The sequence below is a fragment of the Vibrio sp. IB15 genome (assembly GCF_016406055.1).
GTDB classification, from domain to species: Bacteria; Pseudomonadota; Gammaproteobacteria; order Enterobacterales; family Vibrionaceae; genus Vibrio; species Vibrio chagasii.
In genome coordinates this window covers 1-15125 of the sequence record NZ_JAEFCE010000043.1, presented here as the reverse complement: position 1 = coordinate 15125, position 15125 = coordinate 1, and the positions used below count along the sequence as shown (strand labels likewise).

Here is a 15125-nt window from a genome sequence, read left to right as displayed (position 1 = left end):
GCAACTACCTAGGCGTTCTACAATTAATTTGAGTACATAAACTTGTTATGTAGTCGCTAATAAGTTCTGTCGATTCGAATAAAGAGCTAACTGGAAGGGTGAGATTTAATCGTTCTATATCTGCTGCATCATGGCCCTTCAGTCTCGCAAATTCACTCCAAGAACATTTATCGACTTTTTCGATAACGTTTGATTCAAATAAGAGTTGAGAAAACTGTTCTGGGCTATACCCCTTAGCTTCTGCAATAAAGTGCTGCGTTTCCGAAGTTGGGTTTAAGACCAAAAGTAAATAAAATTTGGCGACATCATAAACGTGCACGTATTGATTGTACCCTGTCGACGGAACAGCAACTTGAACCGTTTGTTCAGTAAGAGACTCGACGATTCGCTTTAATTGGCAATTGTCACCGCCATACACTAAGCTCGGGCAGTAAACAATATTCCAATTAGAACTCATCGCATGTTCAATTGTTCTTACGTCTAACTCAACGGCTGTGAGCGGGTTAAGTCTAAACTCTTTAAGATCTTGGTGAGATGCACGGCCAAATAACCAAACTCCCGAGGTGTGAATCTTTATTGCATTTTCACTTGCAAAATTATCAAGCTGCTTGATTAGCCTGGATTCAATATCGACAATTTCACTTGCTGAATACTCTGCCCAATGAGGACGCGCGCAGTTGATAATCACATCAAAGTAATTTTCATACCCTTTCGATACGTTTTTAGAATGAACCGAGCAAGGAACAACACCATTGTCCCTACAGTACCGAAAGACCTCCAAGCCACTTTCTACGAACATTTTATGAACGTGGCGACCAATATAACCACTGGTGCCTGATATCAAAACTCTCATTCGTTCCCTCAATTAAGTGCCAAGCCTTAGGCTTCTAACACTGGTAATTTATTTTACGAAAAAGCTTACATGACATCTGCGATTAGAAGTATCTAGGCAGGGTCCCTTTAAATGCCCTACCATCACTCGTAATGTACATGCAGTCAGAACCTTCAGTCACTGTAAACCCTAACCGCCTATAAAACGTTTTGTCGATATCACTATGTAAGAACAACACCGTATTATTTTGATGCTGGAGTAACTCATTCTTTATCATGTTAATTAACTTTGAAGCATAGCCTTTGCCTCTTAGCTCTGGAGGTGTAGCAACGGAACCAAGCCCACAGCTACCATCTTCAAGACCAAACACTCCCTGATAAACAATCAAGGAAGATAAGATTTTTTGATGTTCAATAAGCACATACCAAGTTCCCTTCTGATACTTATCACTTTTATTACAACAAGCTAGATACTCATCGACAGATGCGGAACCTCCCCATACATCAAAGCCCATAAGATAAATATCATCTAACTCATGCGTGTCTGCAGTTCTTAAAGTCATCATATTGAATTCCCAAATTCACTTACTGCTATTTTTCTTTCAACACCGCGCTACCTCTGCGTATCGGCTCCGCGAGATGAAGGTAACGGGTAAATGTGTCCTTTGGGCGTTCTAAATTGTTTTCAGCTAACACTCTAGAAGCCATGCCTCTGTGGTTATTACCGTGTGTGAGCAAGTGGAGAAGGACTTCTTCAACAGACATTGTCCCTATATCACCATCTATGAAGTTAAACTGAATGACTTTCTCTAACTCATCTTTTGAGGCTGACATTGCATACTGCACTAACCGAGTATCGTTATGAGCCATTCGCTCACGTAGCTCTGAAAAGGAAGGCGTTTCAACCGTATTATCAGCAGTGTATTTTTCCGGTTCTCCTAGGATTCGACTTGTAAAAAGACTATCCACTACAGTCGTATGATTCAGAATTCTTAAGAAAAATATGCCATCATTTTCCGGCAGTTTTGAAAATTGTCTCTCTCCAAAGTCGAGTAGCTGACTATTTGCCCATTTTTTGTATTCAAATGCTTTAGCAAACTGCATTTATTTGTCCTTTTTTGTTTGATTGACTCCCGTGCATTAAGAATTCCATAACCTTGGAAATCAAGCGAATCAACTGTGGAGTTTTAAAGTCCCAACTCTTATCCGCGCACGGGAACGGGGTCACACTTGGTTTGAAAACAAGTGCTGTAGCTTAAAGTTCCGATCGCTTGCATCCTATTTAGGGTTGCGGTATCAAAATAATGTTCTAAATGATTGCTCACGTTTTATGGTTATCAGGTTCTTTTGCAATGAGGAAAGCATCGCTTCGTACAAGAAATTACCCATACTGATGCGCTTCACGCCAAGAGCCTCTAACTCTTTAAAATTTGGTAATTCAGGAACACACATGACATTTATGGGCAGCAACGTGCTATCTACAACGGCTTTAATATCATCGGTTCCTTTGATACATGGAAGAAAAACTCCATCAGCACCTGCTTGCTGATAGGCTTGGATTCTCTTGATGCTCTCCACTAGAGGCTCTTTTACATCCATTAAAAATGTGTCAATGCGGACATTAATGAACACTTCTAGGTTGGCTTTGTTGAGCATACTTTTAACTTTTCTCAACGTTTGCGAGAACATCATCCAATCACAAAGTCGCCTCTCACGATTAACGACTACGCTATCTTCTATATTGATTCCGACCACGCCAACATTCACCAACTCAGTAATATTTTCATAGATTGCCTGCGGTGTATCTCCGTAACCTGATTCAATATCCACGCTCAGAGGTAGATCTGTTGCCTGTGCAATAGCTTTTACCGCCGATAGTATCTCTTCAAATTCGATATTTTCACCATCATCAAGCCCGTGACTGCGTGCAATCGCTGCACTCGATGTCCCAATCGCTAAAAAGCCGGTTTGCTCTGCAATTAAGGCGCTTGCTACATCCCAAACATTACAAATAACGAGTGGTTTTGATGCGGTATGCATTGTCTTAAACATGTCTGATACTCCTTACAGTGTTTTGGTTTCAGACATAGGCTAGCAACAGGCATAACAAAGAACTCGCCAGTTTCGGAAGTGAATAGTAAATTTATACCCCAGACTCTTTATGTACCGAACAAACAATAAGGCTATCGAATATACGCATCAGGTAGTTTGCTTAAACCAAACCACATTCGTAGTAGATTTGAGCCATAATTCCTCATCGCCTTGTGTTATTGGATGACTAGTAGGAAGCACCATTGATCTTACGAACAGGAATACGCGAGATAACTTCATTTTCAGCTATTCTCATATTTACTGCCAAAATATCCTCGGAGCATTTCTGCGTTGTTAGATAGTGCGTCAGGCACCCACATGCGTTACAACGGTGAAACTCTACTTCTTTGTCTCCCAAACAGTAAAAATCCGTATCTTCCTTCATACTGATTTGAACTTGGTCTGGAGAGAAGTACGCCCAAGCTGCAGCATAACGACGACAAATAGGACGGTCGCACTACCAACCTCCTTACACAACTAAGATGTGTGGCGGAAATTAAACGAAACACGGAACCAAGTGAAGATTACAAACCTCACAGGTTGGATATAGACACCAAAATCAACGCACAGTGTAGATGGCACGCATTAAGAATCAGCATCAAGTTTTTTGTTCTGTTTTTTTTCATATCTATCGATAGCGAAAACAAATTGTGCAACACAAATACACAGATAAACCAAAGTTATTACACCAAACCAAACACCACTGATCCACTTCGTAGATCCATAAACAGAATAGCCATTTTTTATGATATTACTTACTTCTATAGGCTCTCTCTGGCTTGAGACGCTCTTTGGATTAAATAGAACTTCGACTTTTCGATTATAATAGACTTCTCCCTCTTTAAATGTTGATGAAAGGTTTTTATCAACTCTGAACCTGGTCGGCATATCATCTAAAGTAAAAATAGACTCGCATATACGGCGCCGATATCTATTCTCGCAATAGGCTGACTCAATATTGATAACACCGACATGATGTGTGAATGAGGACAAATCACTATCCAATAAAGACATCCCGTAAAAACACAAATAGAGTAATGAAAATAGTACAACTTCCTTCATAAACACCTAACCAAGTAAGCTAAAATTAACTCAACACCACCCTCTACTGCAGCGAAAATGCGACACGTTAGTGGTCATTCTGAGCCCATACCATGTTCAAGGTACTCAATGATTGCCATCGATTCAGAGTAAATTAAACCATCAACCGAAAGTGCCGGAACATAACCAAATGGGTTAATATCGAGGTATGTTGTCGTTAGTTCATTAGAGCTAACTTCAATTCTATCGTAAGCTATTTGCTTGAAATTAAGCACCCACTCTACCCGTTCTGAGCTATTCGAGCCCTTTGCGCTATATAAAAAAATTGCCATCCCCTCTCCTTCAAAATGACATTTGATTGGAACCAGTTTGAGAGTAACTACACAATGATACAGCTACCTGTTGGAATCGCATCCAGGCGTTCTCCCAATACTTCTTTTAACAACTTATATGCTTTTTTTCCGGTGCAATGCCCCGTGTAGAGCTTATCAATTGGATACTCTGATAACGCAAGTCCAAGGTCTTTAATGTTTTTCGTAGTCCCACCAATGCTATCAAATAAGGGTAACCCCACTAAATGAAAGCCCCCGACAACGGCTTTAATTCGTTCTTCTGGAAAATGAGTAAGCGCGGTATCGACCATATTTAGGACACCACTATGCGCACAGCCAGTAAAAATAACGATGCCGTCTTCCTCTTTGATTACTAACAAAAGCTCATGATCGAATGAGTCCTGCTTCCATTCGTGCTGAGATTTTGTGTAAAGGTACTGATTCCCTTTTGGCTTTTCGTATTTATCGCTGATATCAGTAATGATAAATACGTTACGCGCAATCTCGGTCGTCTTATTCACGAACTTCAAGCGACCACTACTATTTTTCAGTAAATCCGGATTAATACCGACATTATTTTTAAAACCATAAGCACGGAAGTAGTAGCTACGCTCATCACTGTGTTTCAAAAACACATTGGCATTAGAGTTATGGCGAACAAAATCGATGGCGCCATTACAATGGTCGTGGTGTCTATGTGATATAACGGCTAGGTCTACGTCTTTGATCTCTACGTCGAGTAAAGGCGCATTTTGACAAAAAGTACCGCCACCTCCCATATCGAATAACATGCTTAGCGACTCAGTTTTGATATGCAGTGACAACCCGCGTTCAACAGCTAAATCAGGCCTACTGTCTAAGCGATTATTATCAACTAACGTCGTTATTTTCATCGTTTCTCTTATATTTTTTGCCCACTCTTCAGAGCGCAAACATCAATGCAACTTTGGTGCTAATTTCCTTGTGGCCTTGGCTCCGTTGCAGCCTTGAGTACTACATAGGCAAGAAAACCACTTATGACAAAGCCATTGCGTAATAGCCATCGAGTGTAAACTTTTTATTGCTGGTCACACATATTTCTACGATCACTCGTATAAGTACATTTCATCATGTATGTCAGATAAAAACTCTGTGAGCTCCCACTCAAAACCCGCTTTATCGTAAAAGTATGCTCGCTTTCGATGCGTTTCTCTTGGAGCATATATACCTCGACGATAGCCTTGTTCGACAAGTTTAGTTTCTATTGTTTGTAGATTTTGTACAACTAAACCAATATGGTTGACCCCATGGTTCTTATACGTTTCTTGAATAGCTCTTGGTGCGAGCGAGTCTAAGTGAGGCTCTTGAAGAGCGAAATAGCTTTGCTCATTTCCAACATGAACCCAACGATGGCGGCCAGGGAGGTCCACATCTTTACGTATTTTAAAGTCAGGGCCGACAATACTAAGAAACATCAGGGTTTCATCAATATCTGGAACAGTAATGTTTAAATGCTCTATCTGAGTCATGCTAAATAATCCTCTAGTTAGTGATACGAATAACAATCGAAAACATTCTGTTACTTCAACTTAACTTGAGGTCAAGCAAACTTAATCAGTAATACGATGCTAAGCGACTGAGTGAGAATTGCTACTACTGTCTTATCAATACTTAACTCACTTGAAGCCATGTCAACGAAGCTCGGAAACTACTTTTCGCTAATCAATAACCGTTGCTTTCAAAGTGTATGAAGAACATCAAAAGGTCGACATCATTGGCTTTCGTCACTCTAAATTTGTCCCCAACAATGCGAGAAACAGCAGACTTCCAGAAATATAGAGCCGCAGAGTTTTCTAACAACACTCGAATTTGCCATTTGCCTGTAAATACAGAAACGACCTGTGCTAAGGCTTCCTTGCCAACACCTTGCCCTTTAAATTTTCTGAGTACAAAAAACTGTTCAATATCATAGCTCGATAAATCACTAGGATAACGGCGAACCAATACAAACCCTGCGAGCTCGGCATCCACATAGATGAAATAGGGAATATGATCTTCTCGCTCCCAGTACACGTCAAACTGGGAAGAGTCGTAGCTGAATTTGCCCTCATTATTAGGGCTCCACTTCATATACTCGGTCATGTCGTATATGTAATAAGAGAACAAGTTCTCAAGCACTTTCCGTTCTTGTTCTTTAATCTCAATTAATTGTACTTCCATTGAAGGGCCTACCTATGAAATAAACAAGTTCAACTATGCTAATGAACGGGCTTTAGCGTCAACCTATTGCCTTGTCGAAAGTGGGCAAACCTGAAATGTTTTCTAACCAACTGACTTTCGACTCATTGTAGATATTTACATCTGGTTTTAGCTCACCTAACAAATCTGAGTCTAGGCAGCCGAGATGTAGAATATTTAACCCTGCGTATTTTGGATTTGAATTGAATATCGGTGTGCCACATTCACCGCAAAAGTGTTTTCGCGCATTTTCCGTCACATCACAAAAGGATAAATCACCAGTAACCAGCTCAAAGTCTGTCTGCAGTACTGCAACGTAAGTTGAAAATGCAGCTCCATTCATTTTTCGACATAAATTACAGTGACAATTGACGATACGCTTAAAGTCACCAGTGACTTTAAACTGTACAGCATTACAGAGACAACTTCCTAAAACCATTTAATACCTCATTACTAGCATTTAACCGAGTCACCCAACCACTTTCGTATTCATAACATCGACAAAAGCATGAAGCTAACTCACAAGTGACTAGTCGACTATAAGCCACTGATTAAATATCAAAAACACCAATCATAAAGATAGATACGGAACTGAGTAGCGATGCGCATCAATGAGCAATAGAAACGATAATATGGACGACGTTATAAGTACTATGGTTAAGTTCAGGCTACTTTTGGGGCAGAAAAGGAAAGCCCACTTAACGAAGTTATTTCCCGTTTAGCGCTAACCAATCTTGTTCATTTGGCATTGTTTCAAACTGAGGGATCCCGTCATTAACAAAACCTACATCCCAATTAGCGTGAGAACCAACATAAACATGGGCAGCAACTTTTGTATCTACCGCTTCAGTTAGCAAAGCAGCTGGAACCCAATAAGATTCGCCGCTAGAACTCATGTTGGGTACAGGGCTACCGCACTGAGAACAGAACTCCGATTTAAAACCCGAATGAGTAGAAAATGACTTAATTTGATGCTCGCCGGTACACCATTTGAATTGCGACTCTTTTATAATTAAAGCTGAATTTGATGAAGACCCCGAGACTTGGCGACACAATGAACAGTGGCATTGATAAATAAGGGGTAACACGCCTGACAACTCAAACGAGACAACTCCACATAAACAATTACCTTTCACTCAAATACTCCTTGTTAATACCTATAAAAATACGTTTGATCGGCACAGGCAAGCAATATCTAATGATGATTATCCAAAAGACTCACTACCACAGGTTAAATGGCAGCAACTCTTAAACTTGATATTCAGCCATTGCTAAACGGTACTCCACAGTATTTGCGTTACTAGAGGTAATCTCTTGAAAGCCCAACTTCTTCAACACCGAAGCGCTTTTGTGATTCCAAGAGTGAACACCAGCCCAAATTTCGCCTTGATAGCCGGAACTCTGAACTTGTGATAATAATGCTTTGCACATTTGCGTAGCAATGCCTTTACCCCAACATTTGGGACTAATCCAATAAGCTAACGCAAAACAATTTTCCAAAGGGAGTAACGTGACCTGACCAATAACTTGCGAATCGTTTAAATGCCGACAACTCCAAACATAGCACTTACCCTCTTCCCACTCTAAAGCACGTTCTAAACACCACTCTCGTGCTTGTTTGAGCGTTTTAATGTCTGCTAAAGGAAGCGACTTAGGGAACAAATCTGAACCTACAGATTTGAACAAGTAAAGGGCGTCATCAACGACCACTGGCCTAAATGTAAGATCTAAGCATTCGAATTCTCTTGTGAGTGTCAAAACTCCCTTCCTATCTACTAATATGCTAATAGCGCGTGCCGTCCTTTTTGCATGCCACCCAATTACCAGAACTTGCTTCTACCCACTTAAAATCGTCGTCCGGATAATGAGCTTTATCGCCTGCTACACGGCTACCTATTACAATAAACTTTGCTTGTTTGTCACTTCGGTTTACTAAATGATGCCCATTCTCGATACCACCGGGAAAACCAACGCACATTCCTCGCTTCATAACTTGCTCACCGCCATCCATGATTAAGCACAGCTCACCTTCAAGCAAATATAGGAACTCGTCGGATTTTGTGTGCCAATGTCTTAAAGCTGATTGCGCATTGGGTTCAAGTATCTCTAGGTTCACTCCAAACTGGGTTAAGCCAAATAGGTCTCCCAGTCCCTTACATTCAGAGTCCCCCAGAATTGATTTGTATGGCTCTGGAAACGGGTTAAAAGTGTCACCTATTAAGCTTGCAGTATCTTTTACTTTCGTCATATTTTTCCTCAGTGGGATGTGATGAAAAGCTCGACAGCAAAGATTGATAAGCTTCTCTAGCCTCAAGACTTAGCGAACTGTTAAAATGCTTTTAATCTGAATCCCTCAAGCTTGCATATTGAATCGATAAATCACTCTTTACATTAGATTTCTTGTACTTTGCCGATTTTTAAAAAAACATAGTCTTGAAATATTCCAAACTGAACCCTTCACCGGAAACAGAATCACCAAGCCTTATGAATCAGAACGGGGACAGTTGTTAGCTGTTTTTCGTTCCAGATATAAGTGGTAGTTTACAGATGTTTATTCAACCAACATATCGTATGATCACGCATATCATTCGAAAAATAATGTGATTCGTCAGCCAAATTGAACGCAATTTCAGTATTATTTTTATCGTATTTACTCTTAACCTTTTCAAAAAAGTCTTTCGCGAACTTGGCTGGAACCCAATCATCTCTCTCGCCATTTATAATTAGCATTGGGCGACTTTCATTTTCAAGAAGATACAAACATGGATCGATCTCTTTCATATACCTAATTGCTAACTTTTCGTCTTCGTTGAAAGTCTTATTGTCCGAATCTGCTTTTAATGCGAACTTCTCCAAACCGACGAAATCAGGAGAACCAAGAATAGGCACCGCAACTTTAATCTGGTTATTTTGAGTCAGCGAATAGAATGTAGACAGTGCCCCCATTGAAATGCCGACAAGAGCTATCCTTGATGGGTCAATCCGAATATCTTCTTGATAATGCTTAATAAGTGTATCAATGTCGTTTGCGTTCTGCTTGATAACCTGTGTCACCCTTTTAATAAAACGCGCGTGGCTATCCATGCTCTGAGCATTGCCATCATTCCTCTCACCGTGGCTATCTGAATCAAAACAGATGACTGAATAACCCTGGAGAGCTAGGTTTAACGCCAAATTAGAACCTTCATACTTATCATTGTTCCAACCATGACAGATGATGACTAAAGGGCTTTTCACCCACTCTTTATTGCAATAAAGCAAGTGTACAATCTCACCTAAAACAACTTTTTCGACTAAAACACCTTCCATGATTCCTCTTACCCTTAGTTATAAGTCACTTACGCTTCCATTTGTTAGTCGTCTATTAATACTTTTTGATAAGAGATTTTGTCTACTCCTTCTTTCAAATAGTCCTTATAACGACCTACTTCCTTGAAACCATGAGACTCATAAAAGTCGGGGGCTTGGAACGTATAAGTGTCAACTGCAATATTACGTATTTCTCGCTCTTTACAATACATCTCTATCTTTCGTATTAGTGCAGCTCCATACCCCTGACTTCTTTCCTTTTCTGTTAACCACAAAAATCTAATTTGAACTGAAGTCATATAGATAAAACCAGTTAAACCTCCGAGAATTTCTCCTGATTTATCGCGAACAAAAATTGCAAAAGACTCATCTGTGATTTCTGGTATAAATCTTCGATTGAAATCACCTAGCCCTTGGTAAATCTGATCGATATCTTGAGGGCTCGGCGAGTGAGTAAAAGTGATATCCAATGATTTTTCCTTAATTTGGTTGAAAAAATAATATTCTCGCAAAGAATAAACTATCGTTCTTTTTTTAATGCAGTCGGTTCAAGTTTATCGACAAGCTTCTTTAAATGGTTCTTAGCCAACTCATGGTTCCCTCGACTCATCCACTTAATGCAATTAAAAAGTTCCCAAGTAAGCCCTTTATCACCATTCGTATAGGCAGGAGAATCCTCATGTTTTGGAGCGGGTTCACTGGTTACCCTTTGTTCGATGATGCCTGTTTTATCGAATAGAACTTTGAATGGCTTTGAAATACTGAACGGTTCACTCAAATCTAAGCAGTGAACTTCGGTACTCGTTAAATCATTGAAGATATACTTTTTAAAGTAAGCATTATCATTGTGAAAGCCGTCAAGTAGGTAAAATATTTCCTTGTCGTGTTCAAAAACTGAGAAGCACTTATTGGCAGATTTATGGAAGTTGTTCTTCGTAAAAATAAGAATATCAGCATCCGAAACTCGGTCACCTTTCCCTGCTGCTAATGAGCCTAATAGCACAGCCGCTACTACGTCACTTTCTACCATAAAGGCTGAGCAAACAGAGCGAATAAGTTCACTTTGAAGGGGAAGATGCTTTAATTCTAGCTTTTCTGTTCTCAAAGTTACCTCCATTTTGATAGCAAAATATTTTCATTAAACAAAGCCGTCAAACCTGATCTTGAGGATAGATATTTCAACCAATTCGAACAACAAATGCCGAGAACCATGAATCAGGCTTTGCGATCTAGTGACAATTATATTGTCAATGTTGGACACCCAGTGCTTTCAAAGCTTGTGCACATTGATAAGTGTTTTTAAAGAGAATTGCGTTCATACCAACTGACTCTGCGCCAGCCACATTATATGGCATATCATCAATGAAAACGGTTTCTGATGCCTCTAAGCCATACTGATAGAGCAATGATTCGTATATTTCAACTTGAGGTTTAAGTAGACTAACCTCAGCGGAAACAATAGCGCCTTCAAATAAGTCCCAAAATGTATATGTTGCTTTTAAATGAGAAACAATTTCATGGACGTTATCAGTCAATGCAAAAACTCTATAACCTGCAGATTTACAACGTCTAATAAGCTCTACGGAGCCATAAATCAAGATTTGGGTTTGCTTAACGTAGTAAAATAGACGTTCACATTCTAATTCAGTGAAACCTAGCACATCACGGTATTGGGTTTTTGCATCATTTTCAGATAACAGCCCTTTGTTTAGATTTAACCAAATATCAGACTGAAATACAGACTTCGCTTTCTCTTCTGCAGATGCGCAATCTCCAAAAGTAAGACGAATAATCTCTTCAGGTGACCAACGAACGACGACATTGCCGATGTCGAAAACAATATTTTTTATCCTTTCAGAACTCACTATTTACTCCTTTAAAATGAATGAAATGGCTCGAAAAATTCACCAAACACCAAACACCAAACACCAAACTAAAATACTCTCAGAACAGTGTTCACCTATCACCTTTCAACGACTGATAAAATCACTGGAATATGAATCAAGTTTAATTTCTTTGCTTTCGTAGGCCATAGCTACAGTGAAGCATAGAGCTCACTCAATGTCGGAAACTGAGAACAATCCCAGCCGCTTGGAAGCCTTATTTCATTACACGACTTCACTAACTCAAGAGCTTTAACACTATCTGAAGAACAACTGACCTCTGCAAGTTCGTCTAGCAGAGTTAATTCCCACTCTCCAGAAATAGGGGTTATAAATTTAGGCAGTATGCCCCAACCGGTATCCCACGTATGCATTTCAAATTTTGATAATGCATATAAGTCTCGAATTAGGCTCCCTTTGATAAAGGCTAATCCTTTGAAATCTCGAAAACCAAAATTTTCATCAGACTCAGCGTTTTGACGACATAGCTTCCAAGCCCGCCCAGCTAGGATAAAGCTTGATGACGGTACATCACACGGATCAAATTCAAAGTTCAAGACTTGGCGATGAATATCGTCTAACTGAGCATCGACGGCTATCCACCCTTTTTCTTTGTTCCAATACTCACATACCCAGTGATCTTCAAAATGGTTTTGAGCTAAATAAGTCGCAAAGCCACTCCTTAGTCTCGCTGGTATTCCTTTTGTTCTCAATACTGCGCAAACTAATAGTGAAAAGTCTCTACAAATACTGATCACTCTATGGTTTGGTTTCTTGAAAACGTGTGAAGGCTCACCTGATTTCGACATTGCTAAAGAGACTAAATCTTTAGCATACCGAGTCTGCATTTCGGTCAGCTTGTTTAACGGATCAGCCTCAACACCGTAGTGCTCTAACCAATATGAGTGAATAAGATTCCCTTGAACAAACTTACATATACCCATTATATCATCAGATATTTTACGGATGTCTAACAGGTCATTAGTTAGCTCTGTAAACTCCGTGTTTTCGGTATAGTCATTGATAAGCATCTGTTTCTAATCCTTTGTAGATATCTGTACGCATAGGTTGAAACGAGATTTACAGAAACAACCTCAAATTGAACGTAACCCGGTTCAGAGTAAAAATACCAAGCGTTATGAATCACCCTTGAACAGTTTGCGTGGTATCAACTTTTGACCATACGAGTGTGACTCGCTCTTTTAGCCCTTTACCAGATAACCATAATCGACCATCTTTTAGTAGCTCAACTTCACGCTCCATACGTTCACCTATAACAGATTTCACGCTAGACTGAAGCCCAAAGTGAAACACACGATTGTTCTCTAAATCTAATTCATAAGTAGCGGTATAGAAGTTTGATTCTCTCTTTTTATCTTCGTCTGTAGGATTAGTTAGTGGATCTCTATTCTGTGCGACGCTAACAAACCCGTTGTCTGTATAAATTAGAGTACCGTTTTGTTTCCCCGGCCAATTAAACATTTCACCTGATTCTCTATGGATGATGAACTCATCTAAAGACCAAACACCAACCAGAATTTCCTTTGATAGTTTCACTTGTGCTTCCTTAATTTCCTGGGGACCTAACCTCAATGAAGTTCTAAACAATAGGAAACTCAGTGCTATAAGAGTTGCATACGTTACGAACCACTTTTAAATGTTTGTTATATGTTTAGTTACACCTTGTCCGCAAAATAAGACATGATTTCTTCTGTAGTCATCTCATTAGTCTCGTTGGCAAAGCAGTAATAGCTTGGACGCATGTCGCTAAAGTATTGCATGTCCATTTTCAAACCTTCTATGTTTGGAAATAGGCCCACTGGCATGTTGTATTCGCCTGTTTCTTTGAACTTGTAAAACAAATGAGTGCCGCACTCAAGACAGAAACCACGAGAAGCCCAAGAGGATGACTTGTACATTTTTACTTTGTTTTTCCCCTCAATTTTGACTTGAGTTCCACATTTAACTGCGAAAAAAGGTGCACCACCCCAAGTTCGACATGACTGACAATGACAAACAGTGAAATTAGGGTTGATGCTTTCTGCTTTGATTTTTACAGCGCCACATAGACAGTTAGTCTCTACGTAAGACATTAAATTACTCCTAAATTGATGAAAACATATAACGCCCTGCTAAGGGCAGTAACGTAACAGAAAGCCCCTGCATACCACTTTACATACTGAAACCAACGCATAGAGAATGCCATGTGTTACAAATCAGCCTTGTGTCATTTGTTAGTACATCCACGACTTCTATTTATATGCCACAAGATATTGAAAATTCGAATTATACAAAAGCTTTTTAATAATGAAGTGTGGCGGGTAGCTACAAAACTTAAACGCGATTAAGAGGCGAAAGTTAGCTAAAGGAAAACGAACTGAACTCCCCTACTTTTACTGATTTTAAGTTAGAAAAGGATTCGTTCCTCGCACTTAGCCAGCAACACCAAAACTCATGACCATTGATGTCAACCCCGTACTAAAGCACCGTTAAGGTTTGAGAAACGTAATACCTTATTAACCTCCGCATGATACGCAATGTAAAAATGCCACGCGTTGTAAATCACTCTTAAACACTTGTTAAGTGGGTCGGTGTGTAGAGTTAATAAACAGGTATAGTGCAAAACCCATTGTTTCACGTCCCCACTTTAAGTACGCATCTTTCCAGTGTCGTATCGTTTTGACTTTGTCCAACAACTCAATATTCGCAGGATCTAGTAACAACTCTCGTTCGGATGCCAACCAAAACGAACTTTCAAATGTGTCCCAATCTTGATAGGAAGAGTGAACAGCATAAACGCATTCGAGGCCTAACTGATTGCCTGCTTCTATATTTTTTAAGTTTGACCTTAATTCTAAAGGATCAATACCTGTTGCGAGTAAGTATTCCTCATCTGGCTCTTTTCGCCAATACGCATCCCCAAGTACAATTACGCCATTGGAAACTATAAGAGATTTCATGTCAGATAATGCATTGTCTAAAGCTTCACCAACATCGCCAAAAGCATGAGTAGAGCCTAAGCTAAAACACGCATCAAATGCGCCCCTAGGCAACTCAACATCTTTGAATGCAGATGTATGAAAGGTAATTTGGTCCAAATACGATTCCAGATTTTCCTTTGCTTTAGCGATTTCCAATTCATCGTTATCAATGACTACCGCCCGACAATTAAATTTTTCTATAACTCTTTTAATTAACTCGCCATTACCACAACCAACATCTAAGACTAAAGAGTCCTCATTTAGCCATAGCTCATCTAGTAAGTTATCTATACAACTTGGGTTAATGGGGCTGTTATATTCCATGATTACCTTCCATGCTATTTTCTAATTTAAACACTTAACAGAATGATTGATATCAGAAGCACATAGACATAATGACCCCCACGAAAGGTGCTAGCCTCCAATATCGTGGGTTAGCT

The 15125-nt window shown here is 39.7% G+C and carries 20 protein-coding genes and 2 pseudogenes; all 22 read right to left on the bottom strand.

The genetic code is table 11. The features are described from left to right. Window positions 1-4 precede the first annotated feature (4 nt). The 22 genes and pseudogenes from JC606_RS15770 to JC606_RS15670 all read right to left on the bottom strand — a co-directional run bounded on the left by JC606_RS15770 (window position 5) and on the right by JC606_RS15670 (window position 15009). A complete protein-coding gene (locus tag JC606_RS15770) occupies window positions 5-853 on the bottom strand; it encodes an NAD(P)-dependent oxidoreductase (RefSeq protein ID WP_198778934.1) in 849 nt (282 codons plus the stop codon). Between the two features lie 82 nt (window positions 854-935). Beyond that, window positions 936-1394, bottom strand: a complete 459-nt coding sequence (locus JC606_RS15765; RefSeq protein WP_198592997.1) for a GNAT family N-acetyltransferase — start codon at window positions 1392-1394, stop codon at window positions 936-938. A 28-nt stretch (window positions 1395-1422) separates the two neighbouring features. Continuing rightward, a complete protein-coding gene (locus tag JC606_RS15760; RefSeq protein ID WP_116870506.1) occupies window positions 1423-1935 on the bottom strand; it encodes a DinB family protein in 513 nt (170 codons plus the stop codon). Window positions 1936-2127: 192 nt separating this feature from the next. Further along, complete coding sequence (locus JC606_RS15755) at window positions 2128-2883, bottom strand: isocitrate lyase/PEP mutase family protein (protein WP_102413587.1); 756 nt, start codon at window positions 2881-2883, stop codon at window positions 2128-2130. 226 nt (window positions 2884-3109) lie between these two features. Then, window positions 3110-3379 (bottom strand): annotated as a pseudogene (locus JC606_RS23415) (GFA family protein); the annotation flags it as partial. Between the two features lie 128 nt (window positions 3380-3507). Next, window positions 3508-3984 (bottom strand): hypothetical protein, encoded by a 477-nt coding sequence (locus tag JC606_RS15750; RefSeq protein ID WP_198778933.1) that lies wholly within the window; start codon window positions 3982-3984, stop codon window positions 3508-3510. A gap of 95 nt (window positions 3985-4079) precedes the next feature. Continuing rightward, window positions 4080-4295 (bottom strand): annotated as a pseudogene (locus JC606_RS15745) (glutathione S-transferase family protein); the annotation flags it as partial. A gap of 47 nt (window positions 4296-4342) precedes the next feature. Beyond that, window positions 4343-5188, bottom strand: coding sequence for an MBL fold metallo-hydrolase (locus tag JC606_RS15740; RefSeq protein ID WP_198778932.1), 846 nt, complete (start codon window positions 5186-5188; stop codon window positions 4343-4345). Window positions 5189-5380: 192 nt separating this feature from the next. Further along, window positions 5381-5803 carry a VOC family protein gene (locus JC606_RS15735; protein WP_198778931.1) on the bottom strand — a complete coding sequence of 141 codons (423 nt, stop codon included), beginning with the start codon at window positions 5801-5803 and terminating at the stop codon, window positions 5381-5383. A gap of 193 nt (window positions 5804-5996) precedes the next feature. Then, entirely contained in the window at window positions 5997-6494 is a 498-nt protein-coding gene (locus tag JC606_RS15730; protein WP_004741060.1) for a GNAT family N-acetyltransferase, read from the bottom strand. Window positions 6495-6552: 58 nt separating this feature from the next. Next, window positions 6553-6951: a GFA family protein gene (locus tag JC606_RS15725; protein ID WP_198778930.1), complete on the bottom strand. Its 399-nt coding sequence runs from the start codon at window positions 6949-6951 to the stop codon at window positions 6553-6555. Window positions 6952-7219: 268 nt separating this feature from the next. Continuing rightward, window positions 7220-7648, bottom strand: coding sequence for a GFA family protein (locus tag JC606_RS15720; RefSeq protein WP_198778929.1), 429 nt, complete (start codon window positions 7646-7648; stop codon window positions 7220-7222). 112 nt (window positions 7649-7760) lie between these two features. Then, window positions 7761-8270 (bottom strand): GNAT family N-acetyltransferase, encoded by a 510-nt coding sequence (locus JC606_RS15715; protein ID WP_198778928.1) that lies wholly within the window; start codon window positions 8268-8270, stop codon window positions 7761-7763. Between the two features lie 25 nt (window positions 8271-8295). Beyond that, entirely contained in the window at window positions 8296-8760 is a 465-nt protein-coding gene (locus JC606_RS15710) for a cupin domain-containing protein (RefSeq protein ID WP_198778927.1), read from the bottom strand. A gap of 293 nt (window positions 8761-9053) precedes the next feature. Further along, entirely contained in the window at window positions 9054-9821 is a 768-nt protein-coding gene (locus tag JC606_RS15705; protein ID WP_137408504.1) for an alpha/beta hydrolase family protein, read from the bottom strand. A 44-nt stretch (window positions 9822-9865) separates the two neighbouring features. After that, entirely contained in the window at window positions 9866-10291 is a 426-nt protein-coding gene (locus tag JC606_RS15700) for a GNAT family N-acetyltransferase (protein WP_198778926.1), read from the bottom strand. Window positions 10292-10341: 50 nt separating this feature from the next. Further along, entirely contained in the window at window positions 10342-10938 is a 597-nt protein-coding gene (locus tag JC606_RS15695) for a nucleotidyltransferase domain-containing protein (RefSeq protein WP_443083683.1), read from the bottom strand. A gap of 130 nt (window positions 10939-11068) precedes the next feature. Next, window positions 11069-11686 carry an HAD family hydrolase gene (locus tag JC606_RS15690; protein WP_198778924.1) on the bottom strand — a complete coding sequence of 206 codons (618 nt, stop codon included), beginning with the start codon at window positions 11684-11686 and terminating at the stop codon, window positions 11069-11071. 170 nt (window positions 11687-11856) lie between these two features. Further along, window positions 11857-12735, bottom strand: a complete 879-nt coding sequence (locus tag JC606_RS15685; protein WP_198778923.1) for a transglutaminase-like domain-containing protein — start codon at window positions 12733-12735, stop codon at window positions 11857-11859. Window positions 12736-12847: 112 nt separating this feature from the next. After that, window positions 12848-13261, bottom strand: a complete 414-nt coding sequence (locus JC606_RS15680; protein ID WP_198778922.1) for a lipocalin-like domain-containing protein — start codon at window positions 13259-13261, stop codon at window positions 12848-12850. Window positions 13262-13380: 119 nt separating this feature from the next. Further along, the gene (locus JC606_RS15675) at window positions 13381-13797 is read right to left on the bottom strand and encodes a GFA family protein (RefSeq protein ID WP_198778921.1); all 417 of its coding nucleotides are present in this window, start codon (window positions 13795-13797) and stop codon (window positions 13381-13383) included. A 486-nt stretch (window positions 13798-14283) separates the two neighbouring features. Next, window positions 14284-15009: a class I SAM-dependent methyltransferase gene (locus JC606_RS15670; RefSeq protein ID WP_198778920.1), complete on the bottom strand. Its 726-nt coding sequence runs from the start codon at window positions 15007-15009 to the stop codon at window positions 14284-14286. Window positions 15010-15125: the final 116 nt, after the last annotated feature.